This is a genomic window from Desulfovibrio sp. 7SRBS1 (genome assembly GCF_049723905.1).
Classification (GTDB): domain Bacteria; phylum Desulfobacterota; class Desulfovibrionia; order Desulfovibrionales; family Desulfovibrionaceae.
Map to the genome: position 1 here is coordinate 2,715,551 of NZ_JBJKFD010000001.1, position 19,543 is coordinate 2,735,093.

Genomic DNA, 19,543 nt, shown 5'->3' on the forward strand with positions numbered 1-19,543 from the left:
CCCTTCAACAACAAGGAAACCTCAATGAATGTATTGGTGGCTATGGATTCGTTCAAAGGCTCGCTCTCGACAAACGAACTGGCCGACGCGGTTGCCGCGGGAATTTTGGGCGCAGTGCCCGATGCCCGAGTGGTAAAAACCCCCATTGCCGACGGTGGCGAGGGATTTTGCGACACCCTGCTGGAAGGTCTGGGCGGACGCCGGGTGACGCTCCGGGTGAAGGGCCCGCTGTTCGAGCCCATATCCGCATCCTACGGCATCCTGGAAAACGGCGCCGCCATCATGGAGATGGCCTCGGTCGCAGGGCTGCCCCTGGTTCCGGAACACCTGAGAAACCCTCTGGAAACAACCACCTTCGGGCTGGGGGAAATGATCAGGGACGCCATGGATAAGGGCTGCCGGGAGTTCATCATCGGCCTTGGCGGCAGCGCCACCAACGACGGCGGCATGGGCATGGCCGCGGCCCTTGGATACGATTTTCTGGATAGCGACGGAAACGCCCTGGAGCCGGTTGGCCGGTCCCTCGGCCATATAGCAGCCATACGCGCGGACAACGTGGTCAAAGGAATTGATACATGCCGCTTTCTGGCAGCCTGCGACGTGGAAAACCCGTTGTGCGGCCCCAACGGAGCGGCTCATGTCTACGGGCCGCAAAAAGGGGCCGGTCCCGAGGCAGTGCGGCAGCTGGACCAGGGCCTGCAAAACCTGGCACGGGTGATTGCCAGGGACCTGGGCAAATCCGTTGACGGCCTCGCCGGTGCCGGAGCCGCCGGAGGTCTGGGAGGAGGGCTTTCCGCCTTTCTGCCTGCCGAGTTGCGCCCCGGAGTGGACATCATCTTTGAACAGCTGGGCATGGAAGAGCTGATCAATGCCGCCGACCTGGTATTTACCGGCGAGGGCAGGTTGGATTTTCAAAGCGTCATGGGCAAGGCCCCTCTGGGCATTGCCAAGCTGGCTGCCCGCAGAAACACTCCGGTCATCGCCCTGGCAGGAAGCGTGGCCGACGATGCGGACAAGGCCAATGCCCACGGAGTAACCGCCATGTTTTCCGTTATGGACGGCCCCATGGCGCTGCGCGAAGCCATGGAAAAGGGAAAGGCCGGCCACCTTGTTTCCAAGACGGTCCGTCAGATCATGGGTTTGGTGTCCCGGCTGACAGCCACGGCAGGCACCACCGGTTCCTGAGAACTTTTCCCCTGTGCATCATGCAGCCCCGGAAGACGAATCCGGGGCTGCATGGCAAGCAGAAGCTTCCGCCCCCTATCCGCCCCTATCCACCCCGCTCTTCCCATTTCCGTTCCCAAGAATCCCCTTCGGCCGGCGGCAATGCGTATGCACGGCCGTTTGGCAATATTACTGACTATTTCGCTTTTTTCTTTATTTCGTAAACAACTCTATGGTAACTGTTTGAACATTCGCGCTTGGAACCGCCAAAGGATGGAACCAAAGACGAATACCGCAGCTGCGCGGAGTACCTTGTGTCCGCACTTCGCCGGGTGCGAGGCAGCTCTTGCGCAAACATGTTTTTTGCATCACGCTGACACCACCCGGACCTTTACAAGGGGTCTGGTTCTTCCGGCCGAACGGCCAGAATTGCAACCCTCTCCAGGGAGCCTTCCATGGAACGCTATCTCTGCATACACGGACATTTCTACCAGCCCCCCCGCGAGGACCCCTGGCTGGACAAGATTCTTCCCGAAGGTTCAGCCGCCCCGTTCCGCCACTGGAACGAACGCATCTGCCGCGAATCCTACGCTCCCATGGGATGGGCACGGCGTCTGGACGGGCAGGGACGCATCTGCAACATCGTCAACTGCTTCGAATGGACCAGCTTCAACTTCGGCCCCACCCTGATGCGCTGGTTGGAACGGGCCGACCCGGACGTTTACGAACGCATCCTTCAGGCCGACAGGCGCAGCGTACGCCGTTTGGGACACGGCAACGCCATGGCCCAGGTCTGCCACCATGCCATCATGCCGCTGGCCTCGGAGCTGGACAAACACCTTGAAGTGCAATGGGGCATTGCCGACTTTGAAAAACGCTTCAACCGTTTTCCCGAGGGCATGTGGCTGGCCGAAGCCGCCGTGGATACGCCCACCCTGGAAGTGCTGGCCGAAGCGGGCATCAAGTTCACCCTGCTGGCTCCCCGCCAGGTCCAATCGGTCGCCCCGCTGGGCAGCGAGGAGTGGCGCGACGTCAACGAATGGGAAGTGGATATCAGCCGCCCCTATCAGGTGGAACTGCCTTCGGGCCGCACTATTGCCGTCTTTTTCTACAACGGTGGACTGAGCCAGGCCGTGGCCTTCGAACGTCTGCTCGATCATGGGGACAACTTCTGGAACAAGGTCAACTCCTCGTGCGGCCCAGGCATCACCGCTCTGGCAACGGACGGGGAAACCTACGGTCATCATTTCAAGTTTGGCGAAATGGCCCTGGCCTACGTGCTGGAGCAGGCCAACCGAAAGGACAACTACCTGCACGTCACCAACTTCGCCGCATTTCTGGAAAAATTCCCTCCACTCATGAAGGTACGGCTGCACGAGCCTTCCTCGTGGAGCTGCGTGCACGGCGTGGAGCGCTGGCGCTCGGACTGCGGCTGCTCCAGTGGCGGCCATCCGGAGTGGAACCAGGCGTGGCGCGCCCCTCTGCGCGAAGCCCTGGACCTGCTCAAAAACAAGGTGGACGCCCATTTCTTTGATAGAGGAAGGGAAGTGTTTACCAATCCGGAAACCGCACTTACCCACTACGGGCGCGTCTATTGCGGCGCGGAAAATACCGACGACTTCGAGAAACATAATTTCAAGCCCCGGCTTGCCGCCGACAAAAAAGAAGCAGGCTGGAAGCTTCTGGCCATGCAGAACTGGGCCTTGTCCTCCTTTGCCAGCTGCGCCTGGTTTTTCGACGACCTGGCCCGCATAGAACCGCTCAACGCCATGACCTATGCCCTGCGTTCCCTGCAGCTGGCCCGGGAAACCGGCATCGAGGACTTTGAACAGCAGATTGTGGACATCCTGGCCCGGGCGTATTCCAACCAGCCCAACGAGGGCAACGGCTCCGGCCTGTGGCAGCGGCGCATCTCCATGCGCAGCGAAACCCCGGAACATCTGGCTGCCCAGGGCGTACTGCGGCTGTGGGCGAAAAGAGAGCTGCCCGCCCCCGGAGAAACCGCCAGGGTGGAATGGCCGGGTGTGGCCCTCAACATCACCCTGGCTCCCCAGGGAAAAAGCAGTAATGTTTTTTCCGGCACCATGGAGGTGATGTGGCGGCTGCAGGCAGGGGTGGAACGCTACACCTGGACCACCAAACACGCCTTTGACGCGGACCCCTTTGGCGAAACCTTTTGCGTTACCCCGGAAGGCGGCGGCAAAGCCCAAACCACCTGCTGCTCGGGAGCCAACCTGCCCTGGAAGAAAAAACAGGCCCTGGTGCACACCTGGGTAACAAACGCCGAGGCAGTTCTGTGGAAGGAAAAGGTTGAACTGGGCCGGGTGGGCACCTTCATGTTTCTGCCCTGGCAGGACTACCAGTATGCCCAGACTTCGGAAGAAATGTGGACCAGCCTGTACTCCGGGCTTATCTGGAACTATGTGCTGGGCGAGGAGCTGGGCGCGGAAGGCGAAGAGGATCTGACCAAATTCCTGGCCCAACGTTCCGGCATGCACCCCAGCCAGGTGGTGCTTTCCCGCCGTCTTTCCGAAGCCGCCTGCGCCATGGTGCACGAGGACAAACCTGCCGCGGCCCTCGGAATCATCAAACGCGCCGCCAAGGTGGGCCTCAAACTCAACCTGTGGGGAATTCAGAACGCGGCCTGGGATTTGGCCGGAGGAAGCCCCATATGGGAAGAACTGGAAGAACTTGTGGGCATGATCCGCACCTGCATGACGGATTAGCCAAAGAGCTGTTGTCGAACAACGGCAGCCCACGCGCCGCCTGATGCGGTAAACGGCCCACGCCGTAGGTTGTCGGCCATGCGGTGGGATGCAAACCATCCCGCCGAAACAGACATTGCAAACAAAGCCCCCGTTGCCCGCCTGGGATCGGGGGCTTTGTCGTATCCGAAACATATCCCCCGAACCTCTCCACAAGATGCTTTTATATAAGGACTATAGAGAGACTGCGCCCGGCAATGGTTTCCACAATTCCATACGAAACAGAACATGCGATTGCGTTGTTACGCTCCATGTTCTGCTCTTCAATTGTTTCAAAATGAAAATATGCTGACAATATTACACAAAAAGACAACAGTTGCAGAAAATTCGCTGAAGTTATATTTAGCAGGCAAAAGTTACACATAAACAACACATACAATAGACTGGAAATATTTTACCACAGAATACTATTTTTTATAAAAAAAAGATTGTCAAGAACAAAAGCCGTATGTTTTTTTACCTATGTACTCTCAAAAGAGGTAAAAATTTTACCTTTAATTTTTATATATGAGGGATCATGCATTTATTCAGAGAAAATAAAATTTCTTTCCCTCCACACTCCACTTCCAATACTCCCCCCAAGGTCTTCAGGAAGGAAATCATCATATCGTGTTTTTTGTTGTTTTTGTTGCTCCCTGTCTGCATGGCCGAGGCCTCACAAACACGGAAAGCCGCCCCCCAAGGAAAATACTCCGCAACACCCGCCTCTGTTCCAGCAGCAGATGTTCAATGCGAAAAGCAGCTTCTGCAAAAGCTGCACGGCATCATAGATCCGGAATTGAACGTCAACATCGTGGACCTCGGCCTCGTCCGTAAAATAACCTGCAGCAAGGCCGACAAAGTCAATACGGTAACCATCATCCTGACCACCCCTTTCTGCCCCTACATCAAGGGCATTGTTGCCGACATCAAAAAGGAATCCAAAAAAATCTCCCCCCATAGCAAGGCCACGGTCGTTGTAGATACCCGAACGCGCTGGAAACCGAGCATGATGTCTCCCAGTGCCTTGGAAAAAGTATGGGGAATAAAACAATGATAGTGCAGGCCCTTTCTCTGGGCTTTTCAGCCGGGCTGTACTGTATGGTCAAATGCGTGCCCACGCTGGCACCGCTGCTGCTGATTTCTCCGCAAAAAGGACTCAGGACCGGAGTGGGAATGGTTGGGGTCTTTCTGGCGGGGAGGCTCGTTACATACAGTCTGCTGGGCGCTCTGGCGGGGCTTGCCGGAAGTTATGGCGCCGAACTGCCGTACATGAACGCCGCTCTGGCGCTTTCGCAGGTGGTTCTGGGAGCCTTGCTGATGGTTCAGGCCTTTTACAGCTGCGCCCGAAAACACTGTCCGGGCAAACGCACGCTCTTCGGCACCAGAAGGACCGTGTTCTTCGCAGGCATTCTCAGCAGCGTCACGCTGTGCCCTCCCATCCTTCTCGCCTTCAGCGTGGCAATGGAACACGGAGGAGCATGGCAGGGGCTTTTATTCTTTGTTTTGTTTTTCCTGGCGACCTCCATCTACGTTCTTCCGGTTTCTCTGGCCGCACTCAAATTGAACAACCGCCTTATGTCCACCGTGTCCAGGATGGCATGCGCAGTAACTGGGTTGTACTTCGCGTATCAAGGCGTCTCTATATTTCTATCGGAGCACTATGTTGTGTACTAACAGGGAGATCTTATGAAATTTCAGGCGCGTATTACCGCTGGAAATGTCGCAATGCTGTGCATGTTTCTTGTTGTATCCATCTATGTTTTTTCGGTTCTGAAAGATTTTGAAAGAATCGACTCTGCACAGACAAAAACAGTTGATCTCATTCAGGCAACGGGACGCCTGGAGAGCATCATGCATGAGATGGAAGCCAGCGTCCGCAACTACATGCTGACCGGCAAGGAAGAATACCTTACTCCCTACAAAACGCTTCAGGAAGAGTTCAATTCCCAGACTCAAAAAGCCATTGGGATAGGAACCGCCATAGACATGGAGACCAGCCCGCTCACCAAGGCCCAAGCCCTGATGCAGGACTGGTACAAGCAGGAAGCCGAACCCTCCATCATGGACAGGAAACGCCTGGACATGACGCCTGCGGAGCGGGCCAAACAGGCTGGGAAAAGCGCATCGGTAAAGGTGGACCAGGTTTTGGACATCGGGTTCCTGCGCGAATTTCAGCGTCTTTTCACCAACATGTCTGGCATTGCCAACGTGGTGGTGGAAAAGGACGGCACTCCGGTCAAGCAGCAGTCCTTTGACGAATTCAGCAGTTTCTGTTTCGGCCTTATCCGTCCCACCAAGGAAGGCGCCGCCCGCTGCCAGAAGAACGACAGCCAGGGCGGAAAGCAGGCCATGGAAACCGGAAAGCCCAGCGTGTACACCTGCCATGCCGGGCTGGTGGATTTCGCTGTTCCCATCATTGTGGACGGGGTGCAGATAGGCTCCTGGCTGGGCGGGCAGGTACTGACGGAACAGCCGGACTTGGAACGCTTCCGGCAGATTGCCACCGAACTCAATATCGACCAGGCAGACATGTACGCGGCGGTTCAGCAAATTCCCGTACTCAAGCCGGAACATGTGCAGAGCGCGGCCGACTTTCTGCAACTTGTGGCCAACAGCCAATCCCAGGTGGGCAACACCAACCTCATGTGGGACAAGGTTATCGCCCGTCTGGACTCCGGCGTGGGACAGCAGATTCTGCAAAATGCCGGGCAGGAAATCGCCCTCTTTGTTACCTCGCTCAAGGAAGTGCGCATGCAGGACCAGGCAGACATGAGCGCCTCCCTGCGCAACCTGCGCATGCTGCTGTGGGTTGGGCTTGCCATCTTCCTCGGGGTGACCGTTCTGGTTCTGACCATCAACAAGAAGACCATCGGCACCCAGATAGGCGGCGACCCCAAGGCCATTGCCGAAATTGCCAACAGGATAGCGTCCGGCGACGACACCCTGCGCTTTGACGGTGAGGACAAGGCCCAGGGCATCTATCTGGCCATCATCAAGCTGCACCGCCAATTGCAGAAAACCTTTGCCGACATGAAGGCCGAACACGAAAACGCCAAGCAGCGCGCACAGGCCGCACAGGAAGCAAAGACCGAGGCGGACAATGCACGGCGCGAGGCGGAACAGGCCAAACGGGACGGCATGCTTGCCGCGGCAGACACGGTGGAGGACATTGTGCTGCGCGTTTCCTCGGCTGCGCAGGAATTGTCCAGACAGGTGGATGAAGCGGCCAAGGGCGCGGCCGCGCAGCAGGAACACGCCACGGGCACGGCAGTGGCAATGAATGAAATGAACGCCACGGTTGCGGAAGTGGCCCGCAACGCATCCGCCGCCGCCTCGGACGCAGAGAACGCCCGCGAAAAGGCGACCTCGGGCAACAACACCGTCATAGAGGTCGAATCCGTCATCAAGGCCATCAACACCCAGTTCGGCATTCAGGAACAGGAATTGAACGGATTGAGCGAGCAGGTCTCGGGCATTGAATCCATTATGAACGTCATCTCCGATATTGCGGACCAGACCAACCTGCTGGCCCTCAACGCAGCCATTGAAGCGGCCCGCGCAGGAGATGCCGGACGCGGCTTTGCCGTGGTGGCCGACGAAGTGCGCAAGCTGGCGGAAAAAACCATGCACGCCACATCGGAAGTAACCACCGCGGTGACCGCCATTACCGAGGCAACCGCCAAGAACGTCAACCACATGCACCTGACACGGCAGGAAGTGGAGAAATCCATTTCCATGGCAACCACGGCCAGAGAGGTTTTGCAGGACATCGTCTCCATTTCGGACCAAAACTTCTCCCAGGCGCAAAACATAGCCACGGCATCGGAACAGCAGGCCCAGAGCTCCGAGGAGATTTCCCAGTCCATAGAACTGGTGAATACCACCTCGCAGCAGACCGCGAGCGCCATGTCCGAGGCCACGCAGGCGGTGGCCGAACTTGCCAAACTGTCTGTGGAGCTTGAAAATCTGGTTGTGGAAATGAAATCGGCATAACAGCGGTGCGGGCCGGGTTCACCCCACGAATCCGGCCCGCCCGATTAAAATGCGGATGGTTTCAGCCTTGCCGGGCTCCATGCCGAATGCCAACTAGCCGCCAAAGGATGGATGCGCGGTGATTTTCCCCACGGGAGCCTCCACCCCGAAAGCAAGGGCCAGCACGTAGCAGGCAGGGACACCCTCGTAGATCAACCCTTCCGGGTGGACAAAACCGAACCGGCCATAAAAACGGGAATCGCCCACCAGAACGACGCCCTGCGCTCCCTGCTCGCGCATCTGCTCCAGCGCTTCCCGTACAAGGGCCGAGCCAATGCCCCGCCCCTGCAGCCGGGGCAGCACCCCCACCGGCCCCAACAGGTACCAGCCCTGGGCTGCTTCACCCACCTGGGCGGGCGACAGGGCAATATGCGCCACAGGACCGGCCTTTTCACCACTCTCGACCAACTCATTGCTCTCGATCAACTCGTCATTTTCTAGCGCATCACTTTCCACCACCAGGGAAAGGGACAAGGCCCCGGCAGCCCGCAAGCGGACCACGATGTCGGGCTCGCCCGGTTCGCTCCCCGGAGCATGTTGGGGATGATCCTTGAATGCCTGATAATGTATGGTGGAAATAGCGGAGATATCCGCTGGAATTTCATTTCTGATGCGCATCAAAAAGCTCCTTCGGCAGGCACCAGGCCAGCCGTGAAACAGGAAAAATGAGTAGTATGATTCGTGCTGGAGCCAGCAGGAAGAGTGGTTGCCAATTCGCCGACAACGGTGGAAACAACGCCCGCAGCAACACCTGCGTCGCCCCGGCATATAAATAGATTAGGCCAGCCCTGGCAAATAAATCAGGCCAGCCCCCGCACCACATACGAAGTCCGCTTCAGGACTTTGCGCACGTTGTGGACATGTTCCTCAATGCCGGCAAGATCCTCTTGCGCGCTGGCCTGCTCCAGGTCCATGGCTGCCAGGCGGAGGTCAATGGCCGAAACATTGCCAGCAGCCCCTTTAAGGGCATGGGCGTAATTGCGCAATCCATCAAAATCCGAGGCGTCCCGGAATTTCTGTACATCCTGGTCGAAACTCTCATAGTTGGCCACAAATTCCTTGAGGATATCGTAGTACAGTGGCCAGTTTCCGGCCAGACGTTCCATCCCGTCTTCCACGTCGAACCCATCCAGGCTTTTGGGAGGTTCCATCCGGGCGTCCCCTTCTTCGTTGCTTTCCGCCTCGTCCGGGGCATTCCCGGTTTCCTCGGGCACCTTTGGTTGGTCCATTATATCCAACGACGCCGCACGGCTGGAAACCTTTGGCGGAGTTGTTCCGCCAGCCAGGACACTTCCTGCTCCAACCAACTTCGGCCCGGCCGGTTCATTGGTTCCCGGTGCCAGCCCCAGAGAGTTGCGGATGGCCCGGAACAACTGCTCGGAATTGATGGGTTTGCTCACATAGTCGTTCATGCCCGCTTCAATGCAGGCCCTGCGGTCGTCCTCCATGGCATGGGCGGTCATGGCGATGATGGGAAGATCGGTCATATCCAGATCGTCGCGAATACGATGGGTGGCTGTAATGCCGTCCATGATGGGCATTTGCAGGTCCATGAGCACCACATCGAAATGTTCTTTCTTCAGCAGTTCAAGCGCTTCCCGGCCGTTGTCGGCCATGCGGGTGGTCATCCCGGCCATGCTCAGGATTTCTCCGGCCACACGCCGGTTTACGGCATTATCTTCCACCAACAGCACCGACACGCCATCCAACTGGCTCCGGTCGAACACGGTACCCAATTTCTCCTTTGCATCCTGTCCCGGCACGACCAGCCCGCCGGTTTCCATTACGGCCGCAAAAAGCACGGACTTGCGAAGCGGCTTTTTGACCAGTCCCCGCACACCCGCCTTGCGCAGCCCGGAAGGCTTCAGCTGGCTGCTGTAGGCGGTCATAAGCAGAACCGGGATATGCTTGTAGCGTGGGTCGTTGGTGATGCGCCTGCAGGCTTCCACGCCATCCACATTAGGCAGCCGCCAATCCATGAAAACCATTGAAAAACTGTTCTCCGGCTGCTCGTCCAGGGTTTGGAGCCCTTCTTCCGCGCTTGTCGCACCCACGACTTCCAGGCCGAAGCTTGAAAGCATGCGGGCAGCCACGCGCAGGCTGATGGAGTTGTCCTCCACCAGCAGGACCTTGGAACCAGCCAGAGGCGGCGGCAGGACCAGCTCGGCCTGGCTGGGAGGAGCTTTGGGGTCGAGGGGAAATTTCAGATTGAATGTAAAGGTGCTGCCCACTCCCGCCGTGCTCTCTACACCAATCTCGCCATCCATAAGGGTGACCAGCCTGCGGCAGATGGCCAGCCCCAGTCCGGTGCCTCCAAATCTGCGGGTGGTGGAGCCGTCGGCCTGGGTAAAGGCCTGAAACAGACTGCTCAACTTGTCTTCGGGGATGCCGATGCCGGAATCCTGGATGGAAAAGGTCAGTGGCACTATGTTGCCCACAGGACGCCCACCGCTCACTGCCAGGACGATTTCGCCCTTGGACGTGAACTTGAAGGCATTGGAAAGCAGATTGAGCAAGACCTGCCGCAGGCGCAGGGGGTCGCCGATAAGATGGTCGGGGACCTCCGGGCCGATATCCACGACAAAATCCAGCCCCAGACCGCCCGCACTCTCGGAATACATGTCCGTGGCTTCGTTGATCAGATCGTGCAGGGAAAAGGGAATCTGCTCCACGGCCATTTCCCCGGCCTCGATCTTGGAAAAGTCCAGAATATCGTTGAGCAGGCCAAGCAGCGAGGTGGCGGAGTTCTTGATGATTCCCACGAACTCGTCCTGGCGTTCATCCAGGCTGGTGCTGCGGAAAAGCTCCGCCACACCAAGGATGGCGTTCATGGGCGTGCGTATCTCGTGGCTGATGTTGGCCAGAAATTCACTTTTGGCCCGGTTGGCCTTCTCCGCCATGCGGCTGGCCTGGGCAAGCTCCTCGTTCACCGATTTCAAACGGCTGTTGGAATCGACCAGCTCCCGCGTACGCTGGGCCACCTGCTCTTCCAGGGAGATGGAATAGCGTTTGAGCTGGAGGTTGCGCTCCTCCACCATGTGCAGCGTCTTATTGATATTGTCCGTAAGTTCGCCGATTTCGTCATTGTTCCACTTGGTGGCGCGCAACGAGTAATCCTTGCGCCGCGACACACTGGAAACAACATAGGTGAGCTGGCGGATGGGGTTGATGAGCAGGGATTTCATAAACCCGTAGATGCACAGCACCAGCAGCCCTTCCATAAGAATTGTACGCAGGGCGGTCATCAGCAGGGACTTGCCCAGTTCCTCCTGAATAAAACGCTTGGTCATAAGCACGGTGAGCGTTCCCAGGTTATGCCCGCTCATGGTCATCTCCTGGCCCCGGCTGATGAGATTGGTGCCAGGCTCGCCGTTATAGGGAACGATGTCCCAATTGGCGTCGCGCATGAAACCGGTAAACACACTGCCGTCGCGCTCGGTGATGTACAGGGCGTAGATGCGCTTGTCCTCCATCTCCGTAGCCATGATGCCTTCTATGGTCTCAAGGTCCACGTTCCAGACGGGGGTGAGCAGCATCTTGGACAGCCCGGTGCTGATTATGGTGGCGGAGTCGTTGATGTCCCGCAGCATCTGATGTTTGATGGCCTGGTAATCGTAGATGCCGAAGGCAAGAAAAATAAGGGTGGAAATAGCAATGGTCAGCAGGCTCACCTTTGTGTTGATGCCTGCATTGAAAAAACGTCGCCAGATACGAACAGGCAGCGATGCCTTCGCTTTTTCCGGATGACGAGTGGATTTTCTGCCTGAGGGGTGCTTCGAAGTGTTCATAGTGACAACCTTATCTGACGGGCCCGGAGCCAGGGGCGATTCCCTCAATACTTTTTCTATGTGTCCTTACACTATATTCCCCCGTTACGGTAATGATAAAATTCGCTTTCAGCCCAGCGCCTTGTCCACTGCGCACAATGATAATTTGCAGCGGTTTATCCCTTTTCCGGGTATTGTCGAGGCACCGCATCTGAGGGTATGACACGCGCATGAACATCGCACTACTCCAGCTCAATCCCCTTGTCGGCGACCTGCGCGGCAATGCCGAACTCGTCCTTGAAGCCGTGCGGCAGGCTGCACAACGCGGCGCAGACCTCTGTATTACGCCCGAAATGGTACTGACCGGTTACCCGGCCCGCGACCTGCTGCTGTATGAAGCCTTTATCCGCAAATGCGACCAGGTCGCCCAAGACCTGGCCCGGGCCATCCATGACGAGATGCCGGACGGCCCGGCCCTGCTACTGGGCTCCGTGGCCTTTGCCGGAAGCCGTGGTTGCGCGGAAAACAACGGCGACTCCGCCCTCTCCGCCCCTGGCAAGCCTCTGCACAATGCCTTGCTCCTGCTGCGCAACGGCCGGGTGGAACGGGTTTTCGGCAAAACCCTGCTGCCCGCGTACGATGTTTTTGACGAAGAGCGGTACTTTGAACCCTTTCCCGAACCCGGCGTCTTCGATCTCAATGGGACGCGCATCGGTGTAAGCATCTGCGAGGATATCTGGAACGACAAGGAATTCTGGCAGGCGCAGAACTACGCCGTGGACCCGGTGGACGCTCTGATGCGCCAGAACCCGGACATACTGGTCAATGCCTCGGCCAGCCCTTTCTGCGTAGGAAAGCAGGCCGTCCGCGAACAGATGCTCTCCAGCATTGCCGCACGCCGCGGCGTACCCCTTGTCTATGTGAACCAGTGCGGTGGCAACGACGAACTCATTTTCGACGGACGCAGCTCGGTATTTGCCGCCGATGGCACCCTTACAGCCAGGGCCTGCGCTTTTGAAAACGACCTGCTGTGCGTGGACGTGGCAGCGGACAAAAACGCACCGGCACCGGCACCGGCCCAGGCCGGGTCCATTGCGGACGACGATTTTTCAGCGGAAAGTGAAATCTGGCGCGCCCTGGTGACCGGCACCAGGGACTATGTGCGCAAAAGCGGTTTTTCCAAGGCCGTGGTCGGGCTTTCGGGCGGCATAGATTCCGCCCTTACCGCGGCGGTGGCAGCCCATGCCCTGGGTGCTTCCAACGTAACCGGCGTGCTCATGCCCTCGCCCTATTCCAGCCAGGGCAGCCTGGACGACGCCTACGCCCTGGTCAACAACCTGGGCATCCAATCCTTCACCCTGCCCATAGCCCCGCTCATGCAGGGGTTCGAACAGGTTCTGGCAGAACCTTTTGCCGGACGCGACCCCGACGTGACCGAAGAAAACATCCAGTCCCGCATCCGGGGCAACCTGCTTATGGCCATGTCCAACAAACACGGCTCCCTGCTCCTGACCACGGGCAACAAGAGCGAGCTTTCCGTGGGCTACTGCACCATATACGGCGACATGTGCGGCGCGCTGGGCGTTATCGCGGACGTGCCCAAGACCATGGTCTTTTCCCTGTGCCGCTGGCTGAACAGCACCATGGGCCCGCATATTCCCGAGGCCACCATCAGCAAGCCGCCGTCGGCCGAACTGCGTCCGGACCAAAAGGACCAGGACAGCCTGCCCGACTACGACACCCTGGACGCCGTCCTGCACCTGTTCATCGAAAAGAAACAGAGCCGGGACGAAATCGTGGCTGCCGGACACGCTCCCCAGATTGTGGACCGCGTGCTCGGGCTGGTCAAACGGGCCGAATTCAAGCGCCGCCAGGCTCCTCCCGGACTGAAGACCACATCCAGGGCCTTTGGCACGGGTTGGCGCATGCCCCTGGCCTGCAAATAGCCTCAGCGTAGCTTCATACAGCGCGCAAAAGGAAGCACGCCGCAGAATGCACCCCAAAAAGCGAAGGACGGAGGACTCAGATTGATTACAAAGTCCAATCTGGCAGGCTGCTCAAAAAGGTACGAGAGCCACAAGACTCACCGTCGTAAAAAAAACTCAAGACCGACGCGTATTTTCAGATACGCGAGGGTTTGAGTTTTTTGAAACAACGACGCTATCGTGCCTTTGTCAGCAGTCTGAGGATGAATGCCTCAGGATTCCGGCTGTTCCTCGGGAAAGGGCTTGTCGCTGTACCTGGCCCAGACTTCGGGCGTAACGTCGAGGGTCCTGAGCAGTTCTTCGATGGGTCGGCCTTCGCTCTTCCACCATTTGCAGGTGTTGTCGACGCATTCTCCGGGGATGACAAGCGTTCCATCTTCGGCGATATATGGTGTATCCTTTGTACTCATGGAAGTAAGATCTCCTTGTTGGCGATAATGCGGGGCAGACTGTATGCCCTTTTGCTCCGGGATTCCACCGTGCTTTCCCCCTGCACCCCGCGCATGGACCGGCACCACACCGCGCCGCCAGGCAACACCGCCTATGCCCGACACTGTCTCACGTAAAACCGCCTCACGCAGCACCGGAGGAGATGGATGCCCCACTGGAACTTCACCATACGCCACGCCAAACTGGAAGATTCCGGCGAACTTTTCGACCTGGTCCGGGCCATTGAAGACATAAGCCCGTATCTTCTGGACGAACTGCGTGAAATGAACCTGGGCCGAAGTGCCTTTACCGCCCGTTTGGGAAGGCTGCTGGCAAGTCCCAATTCAACGGTCGTGGTGGCCGAGATAGCCGTCCACGATACGCCGCGGTTGTGCGGCTATCTCTTTGCCGTGGGCGGGCACATCTCGGGCATCAGCCATTGCGTCCGCGTCAACGGCATGGGCGTGCTCCCCGATTTCCGCCACCAGGGGGTAGGGCTCGACATCTTGAAATTTCTGGAAAAATGGGCCAGGGATGCCGGTCTTGTGCGCCTGGACCTGAATGTCGCGCTTGGCAACAAGGCCGCCAGGGAGATGTACCTGAAGGCCGGTTTCGAAACCGAAGGGGTCCTGCGCGGGGCATATCAATTCAACGGAAGCATTCAGGACGGATGGATCATGTCGAAAATTCTGGCAAACGGGCAATAAGGAGAGAGGGGGCATGATTGAGGAATTGAGCGGGCTGCACCAGGACCGAGCAAATCTTGTCACGCCGGGAAAAGGAACCTCGCACCCCGCAGGACCGGTCCTGTACTGGATGCACCGGGACCATCGGGTGCGCGACAACTGGGGGCTGCAATACGCCCAGCAAACCGCCTTGCGCCACAAAGTGCCCCTGGCCGTGGTCCATTGCCTTGCGCCCGAATTCCTTCAGGCCGCGCCCGTGCACTTCGCCTTTCTCCGGGCCGGACTGCGGGAAATGGAAAAGGACCTCGACGCCCTGCGCATCCCCCTGGCCGGGTTGAGCGGAAATCCAGGAACCGAAGTGGCCCGCTTTGCCAATACAGTAGGCGCCTCGGTCGTTTTTACGGACTTCGACCCGCTGCGCATCAAGCGCGGCTGGATGCAGGAGGCTGCCAAGGGCTGCACCTGCCCGTTGGTGGAAGTGGACTCGCGCAACATCGTGCCCTGCCGCAAGGCATCGGACAAACGGGAGTACATGGCCCGGACCATCCGCCCCAAGGTCATGCGCGGCCTCATGCACTACCTTGAAGCCACCCCCGCGCTTCTGTCCCATCCCCACGCCTGGGATACGTCCCTGCCGCGCCATGCCGCACGCCCGTCCGTTGCCCTGCCCGAACATTTTCCCGCGCCCGGCGAAGCAGCGGCCCTGCAGGCCCTTGAACATTTCATTGCCAAACGCCTGCCGGTCTACGAAAAAAGAAACGATCCCAACGCCAACGCCGTTTCCGGGCTTTCGCCCTATCTGCACTTCGGCATGCTTTCCTCGCAGCGGGCCGTTCTGGCGGCTTCGGGCAGGCCGGGGCAGCGCGCGAAATCCGCCCCGCCCACCGAGGCCGTGGATGAATTCATCGAACAGATCGTGGTACGGCGGGAACTTTCCGACAACTACTGCCTGCACACGCCGCACTACGACTCCCTGGCCGGAGCCCCGGAATGGGCCGTACGCAGCCTGGACAAGCACCGGGACGACCCGCGCGACGCCATCTACACCTGCGACCAATTCGAACAGGCCCGCACCCACGACCCACTCTGGAACGCGGCCCAGCAGGAACTGCTGCACACCGGGCGCATCCACGGCTACATGCGCATGTACTGGGGAAAAAAGATACTGGAATGGAGCACCACGCCCGAGGGCGCCTTTCAAACGGCCGTCACCCTCAACGACCGCCACGCCCTGGATGGACGCGACAGCAACGGCTACACCGGCATTGCCTGGTGCATTGCCGGACAGCATGACCGTCCCTGGAAGGAACGGCCCGTCTACGGGCAGATTCGGTACATGAACGACCGGGGAGCACGGCGCAAGTTCGATACAACGGCCTACATCGAACGTATGGCAGAGCTCGGCAGCGCAGGGGGCGACTGAGCAGAGGACAGGGGCGACACGGCAAGACCTGCAATGACCATGGCAGCGTCCTGGAAAGCGTTGCGCCTTACTTCAGATAGCGCTCGCGGAGTTGCTTGAATTCCGGAGTCTTCCGGACCTTGGAGAGTTCTTTCTCGAACCGTTCGACAACGGCCAGGGGAACGGACGGGTTAAAGGCGTAACAGATCGGGACGACCTTGAGCAGGTAGACGGACTCGTACTTGTCGGGCGAAATACCTCGTTTCCGGAGATAGTTGCGCATACAGCCTGCCTCATAGGCAAGCAGATCGATTCTTCCGTTGTCCAGCCGAGTAAAATTGTGATCAATGCTCGTGGCGCTTTCTATGTCCAATGCCAGCCCCATGGATTTGAGCAATTTGTCCGCAACGTCGTCGGCGATGGTTCCGATGGTATACTTTTGCAGATCCCACAAGGATTTGACCACAACACCGGAAGCCCTGCGCCCCACAAGGACGAAGCGCACCTCGTCTATGGGGCAGGCCCAATGGAAATGCTCCTCACGCTCCGGGGTACGCGCCACGCTGAAAAGCACCGAGCCGGGTTTGGTCTGCACCATGCGGAAGGAACTGGCCCACGGCTGCAGGTGGATGTGCGGCTCTTCCTGCGTACCGGAAGACTTCAGGACAAGACGCAGCAAATCCGCGCTAAACCCTTTGACCGTGTCGCCTTTCTGATAATTGTAGGGATAGTAGTTTTCCGTATAGTATTGCAGCTGATCCAAACGGACAGTGTTTGCAGCCATACTCTGCTGCGCGGCAGACAAAACAAGCAGGACCGTCAAAAGCAGATATGCCATCCCCCCGAACAGGCGGACCGGTATTTTGGGTACAAACGTGTGCATATAAGTCTTTATATCAAGAAGTTATAAAAAAACAAAGCGGTTAAAACCATTGCTCACGCCGGACAGATGCGAGAGGCAACCAAGCCGATACGTCAGTACTGCCCAACAAATCCAAAAGATCAAAAAAAGTCAAGAAAACAGCGTTTTCCTGATATCGTGGGCCGCATTTTTTCAGCCAACCTCGCGGCACGATTTTTTTCAGGCAAGACCATTCTCCCGCCAGGCAGGGAATGCCGCCGTCCCGGAGAGGGACTTGACGGAGAGCCACACCTGGACCATCCTTGCACAACTTCGCGGCAGTGAACGCACACCCGCAATTTCCACGGCCCGCCCATGCAAAAGGGCGGCCTCAAGGCAGCTACGTATGGTCCGCATCGAACGACTCTCCTACGCATTCGGCAGCCACTGGGCACTCAAAGACATCTCCCTGTCCCTGGACAAGGGCGGATTTCTCTTTCTCACCGGTCCCAGCGGCGCCGGAAAAACAACCCTGCTGCGCCTGCTGCACGGTACGCTTTCGGCCCGCCGCTGCACCCGCGCCGAAGTGGCAGGGTTTGACCTGAAAAAACTGCGCGCCTCGCAGATTCCCCTGCTGCGCCGACAGGTCAGCGTGGTTTTTCAGGATTTCAAAATCCTTCCCGAGCGTACGGTGTTCGACAACGTGGCCCTGGCCCTGAACGTACGCGGCATGAACCGCGGCCTGGTGGAACGCCGGGTCCGCGCCGTACTGCGCGTACTGAAGCTGGAAAACAAAAGCTACGAGCGTTGCGACCGCCTTGCCGGAGGCGAGCAGCAGCGGGTGGCCATAGCCCGCAGCGTGGTGGTCAACCCACAGCTCATCCTGGCCGACGAACCCACCGGCAACCTCGACCCCGGCCTGTCCCGGCGGCTCATGCAGGTGTTCAAGCAGTTCCACACCTTTGGCACCACCATCATCATGGCCACGCACAACTACGGCGTGATAGACCTTATCCCCAACGCCCGAATCCTCCACCTGCGCGATGGCAGCGTGTGCCAGGGCCCAGACTGCGCCAAGGACCTCGACCCGCACCACCACGACCCGCAGGACGAATGCCACCCCTCGCAATCATACGGAGGAACCGAATGATCCTCTCCCTGCCAGGCCTCATGCTGAAAGGCATACGCGACATGTGGTCCCATCCCTGGGCCCAGCTCTTCACCCTGGCGGGCGTAACCCTGACCACGTTTCTGGCAGGGCTTTTCGTGCTGCTGCTTTTCAATGTGGGCCAGGAGATTTCCCGGCAGCAGGGGCAGGTGGAATTCCAGGTCTACTGGAGCAAGGATGCGGATCAGAACGAAGTGAAGGCGCAATGGGAATCCCTAGGCAAATGGGAAAACCTGGAAGAGATCCAGACCTTCACTTCCACCCAGGCCCTGCGAGAGCTGGCCGCGGAAATGGGCCGGGACATCACGCCCAAGGCCGCGGGGAAAAGTTCCCTGCCTCCTACCGCCCTGCTGGTCTTTCAGGTTCCCGAAAGCGATCCCCAATGGACCAGGGTTCTGTTTGAAAAGCTGAAAAACCAGCCCGAAGTGGCCGACGTCCATTTCAACCCATTGCAGATGGATGCGGCCCGCTCCTGGGTGACGGCCAGCGAACGCTTTATCTGGCCGCTCATCGGCCTTCTCGCCCTGGCTTCCGGGCTGCTGGTCGGCAATACGGTCAAACTGGCCCAAATGGCACGGCGCGATGAAATAGAAATTCTGCGGCTGGTGGGCGCCAGCCGAACCTACATCCGCCTGCCGCTCATCTGCGGCGGCATGGCACTGGGCCTTGCAGGCGGCCTGCTGGGCACGGGACTGCTCAAACTTTTCCAGATGGCCGCCCGCGAACTGCTGCTGACCCCTCCCCTGCTCATGGAGCTGCACTTTCCCCCCCTGCACCAGGCCGCAATTCTCGTTGCCGGTCCGGTTCTGGCCGGGCTGCTGGGCAGTTGGGCCGCTATCCGCAATTAGGAGACGATTCAAAGCGCCGGGCCTGCAACGGATTGCAAGGCCCAGAACAGTCCGCGAGATTCCCAAGAGTCAGCGGCCGTAAGAGTTGCTGACCACAATCGCCTTCGGCCATACCCTTTCCGACCATACCGAAGCCCCGACACTGCCCGACACTTCCAGACACGACCTTTCCGAAAAATTCCTACCGCTTTCCAAATATTTTTTTTCAAAACCGCCATTCCGAATTTTCCCCCTGATTTTGCTGCACTTCAGCCCTACAGGCTGCATCCGCACCAGGAGGAAATATACATGTTTTCTTTCATTCAACAGGAAATCCCCTTCCCACTTCTCCTCCTCCTTTGCTAGGCTATAAATAACAACATATAAAACTCCATAGTGCCTGTGGTGTCTCAAATGGCCACGAGGGCGACTATGCCTACATCGCCTGCGTCGCCCCAACGCTCAAAATCGCCCATGTCGCCCATTTCGCCCGCG

General features: G+C 58.4%; 14 protein-coding genes. 10 read left to right on the forward strand and 4 right to left on the reverse strand.

From position 1 onward, the window contains the following. The first annotated feature begins 24 nt into the window (after positions 1–24). The 5 genes from ACI0FJ_RS12305 (at position 25) to ACI0FJ_RS12325 (ending at position 7,904) form a co-directional block, all read left to right on the forward strand. A complete protein-coding gene (locus ACI0FJ_RS12305) occupies positions 25–1,185 on the forward strand; it encodes a glycerate kinase (protein WP_424303834.1) in 1,161 nt (386 codons plus the stop codon). Between the two features lie 434 nt (positions 1,186–1,619). Further along, the gene (locus ACI0FJ_RS12310; protein WP_424303837.1) at positions 1,620–3,890 is read left to right on the forward strand and encodes a DUF3536 domain-containing protein; all 2,271 of its coding nucleotides are present in this window, start codon (positions 1,620–1,622) and stop codon (positions 3,888–3,890) included. Between the two features lie 556 nt (positions 3,891–4,446). Then, positions 4,447–4,965, forward strand: coding sequence for a metal-sulfur cluster assembly factor (locus tag ACI0FJ_RS12315; protein WP_424303840.1), 519 nt, complete (start codon positions 4,447–4,449; stop codon positions 4,963–4,965). Next, positions 4,947–5,585, forward strand: coding sequence for a sulfite exporter TauE/SafE family protein (locus ACI0FJ_RS12320; RefSeq protein ID WP_424303843.1), 639 nt, complete (start codon positions 4,947–4,949; stop codon positions 5,583–5,585). Before ACI0FJ_RS12315 ends, ACI0FJ_RS12320 begins: the two co-directional genes overlap by 19 nt. A 12-nt stretch (positions 5,586–5,597) precedes the next feature. Next, positions 5,598–7,904 carry a PocR ligand-binding domain-containing protein gene (locus ACI0FJ_RS12325; RefSeq protein ID WP_424303846.1) on the forward strand — a complete coding sequence of 769 codons (2,307 nt, stop codon included), beginning with the start codon at positions 5,598–5,600 and terminating at the stop codon, positions 7,902–7,904. A 93-nt stretch (positions 7,905–7,997) separates the two neighbouring features. On the opposite strand, the gene ACI0FJ_RS12330 is transcribed toward ACI0FJ_RS12325, so the two are convergent. Next, positions 7,998–8,561 carry a GNAT family N-acetyltransferase gene (locus ACI0FJ_RS12330; protein WP_424303849.1) on the reverse strand — a complete coding sequence of 188 codons (564 nt, stop codon included), beginning with the start codon at positions 8,559–8,561 and terminating at the stop codon, positions 7,998–8,000. Between the two features lie 182 nt (positions 8,562–8,743). After that, the gene (locus tag ACI0FJ_RS12335) at positions 8,744–11,731 is read right to left on the reverse strand and encodes a response regulator (protein WP_424303852.1); all 2,988 of its coding nucleotides are present in this window, start codon (positions 11,729–11,731) and stop codon (positions 8,744–8,746) included. Positions 11,732–11,940: 209 nt separating this feature from the next. On the opposite strand from ACI0FJ_RS12335, the gene ACI0FJ_RS12340 reads away from it, so the two are divergent. Further along, the gene (locus tag ACI0FJ_RS12340; protein ID WP_424303855.1) at positions 11,941–13,656 is read left to right on the forward strand and encodes an NAD+ synthase; all 1,716 of its coding nucleotides are present in this window, start codon (positions 11,941–11,943) and stop codon (positions 13,654–13,656) included. A 251-nt stretch (positions 13,657–13,907) separates the two neighbouring features. On the opposite strand, the gene ACI0FJ_RS12345 is transcribed toward ACI0FJ_RS12340, so the two are convergent. Beyond that, on the reverse strand, positions 13,908–14,105 hold the full coding sequence (locus ACI0FJ_RS12345) for a hypothetical protein (protein ID WP_424303857.1): 198 nt from the start codon (positions 14,103–14,105) through the stop codon (positions 13,908–13,910). A 186-nt stretch (positions 14,106–14,291) separates the two neighbouring features. Between ACI0FJ_RS12345 and ACI0FJ_RS12350 the strand changes: the two genes are divergently transcribed. Together ACI0FJ_RS12350 and ACI0FJ_RS12355 are read left to right on the forward strand one after the other, a co-directional pair. Beyond that, positions 14,292–14,831, forward strand: a complete 540-nt coding sequence (locus tag ACI0FJ_RS12350; RefSeq protein WP_424303860.1) for an N-acetyltransferase family protein — start codon at positions 14,292–14,294, stop codon at positions 14,829–14,831. Positions 14,832–14,844: 13 nt separating this feature from the next. Then, positions 14,845–16,233, forward strand: coding sequence for a deoxyribodipyrimidine photo-lyase (locus ACI0FJ_RS12355; RefSeq protein WP_424303863.1), 1,389 nt, complete (start codon positions 14,845–14,847; stop codon positions 16,231–16,233). A 67-nt stretch (positions 16,234–16,300) separates the two neighbouring features. Here ACI0FJ_RS12355 and ACI0FJ_RS12360 read toward each other — a convergent pair whose 3' ends face one another. Next, positions 16,301–16,996, reverse strand: coding sequence for a substrate-binding periplasmic protein (locus ACI0FJ_RS12360; protein WP_424303866.1), 696 nt, complete (start codon positions 16,994–16,996; stop codon positions 16,301–16,303). Between the two features lie 463 nt (positions 16,997–17,459). Between ACI0FJ_RS12360 and ACI0FJ_RS12365 the strand changes: the two genes are divergently transcribed. Together ACI0FJ_RS12365 and ACI0FJ_RS12370 are read left to right on the forward strand one after the other, a co-directional pair. Next, the gene (locus tag ACI0FJ_RS12365) at positions 17,460–18,203 is read left to right on the forward strand and encodes a cell division ATP-binding protein FtsE (protein WP_424306560.1); all 744 of its coding nucleotides are present in this window, start codon (positions 17,460–17,462) and stop codon (positions 18,201–18,203) included. Further along, entirely contained in the window at positions 18,200–19,069 is an 870-nt protein-coding gene (locus ACI0FJ_RS12370) for a cell division protein FtsX (protein WP_424303869.1), read from the forward strand. Before ACI0FJ_RS12365 ends, ACI0FJ_RS12370 begins: the two co-directional genes overlap by 4 nt. Positions 19,070–19,543 lie beyond the last annotated feature (474 nt).

Coding starts and splice junctions, on each gene's coding strand:
- ACI0FJ_RS12320 (WP_424303843.1), top strand. CDS start 4,947: ATGGGGAATAAAACAATGATAGTGCAGGCCCTTTCTCTGGGCTTTTCA.
- ACI0FJ_RS12340 (WP_424303855.1), top strand. CDS start 11,941: ATGAACATCGCACTACTCCAGCTCAATCCCCTTGTCGGCGACCTGCGC.
- ACI0FJ_RS12305 (WP_424303834.1), top strand. CDS start 25: ATGAATGTATTGGTGGCTATGGATTCGTTCAAAGGCTCGCTCTCGACA.
- ACI0FJ_RS12370 (WP_424303869.1), top strand. CDS start 18,200: ATGATCCTCTCCCTGCCAGGCCTCATGCTGAAAGGCATACGCGACATG.
- ACI0FJ_RS12335 (WP_424303852.1), bottom strand. CDS start 11,731: ATGAACACTTCGAAGCACCCCTCAGGCAGAAAATCCACTCGTCATCCG.
- ACI0FJ_RS12315 (WP_424303840.1), top strand. CDS start 4,447: ATGCATTTATTCAGAGAAAATAAAATTTCTTTCCCTCCACACTCCACT.
- ACI0FJ_RS12325 (WP_424303846.1), top strand. CDS start 5,598: ATGAAATTTCAGGCGCGTATTACCGCTGGAAATGTCGCAATGCTGTGC.
- ACI0FJ_RS12365 (WP_424306560.1), top strand. CDS start 17,460: ATGGTCCGCATCGAACGACTCTCCTACGCATTCGGCAGCCACTGGGCA.
- ACI0FJ_RS12355 (WP_424303863.1), top strand. CDS start 14,845: ATGATTGAGGAATTGAGCGGGCTGCACCAGGACCGAGCAAATCTTGTC.
- ACI0FJ_RS12360 (WP_424303866.1), bottom strand. CDS start 16,996: ATGGCTGCAAACACTGTCCGTTTGGATCAGCTGCAATACTATACGGAA.
- ACI0FJ_RS12310 (WP_424303837.1), top strand. CDS start 1,620: ATGGAACGCTATCTCTGCATACACGGACATTTCTACCAGCCCCCCCGC.
- ACI0FJ_RS12345 (WP_424303857.1), bottom strand. CDS start 14,105: ATGAGTACAAAGGATACACCATATATCGCCGAAGATGGAACGCTTGTC.
- ACI0FJ_RS12350 (WP_424303860.1), top strand. CDS start 14,292: ATGCCCCACTGGAACTTCACCATACGCCACGCCAAACTGGAAGATTCC.
- ACI0FJ_RS12330 (WP_424303849.1), bottom strand. CDS start 8,561: ATGCGCATCAGAAATGAAATTCCAGCGGATATCTCCGCTATTTCCACC.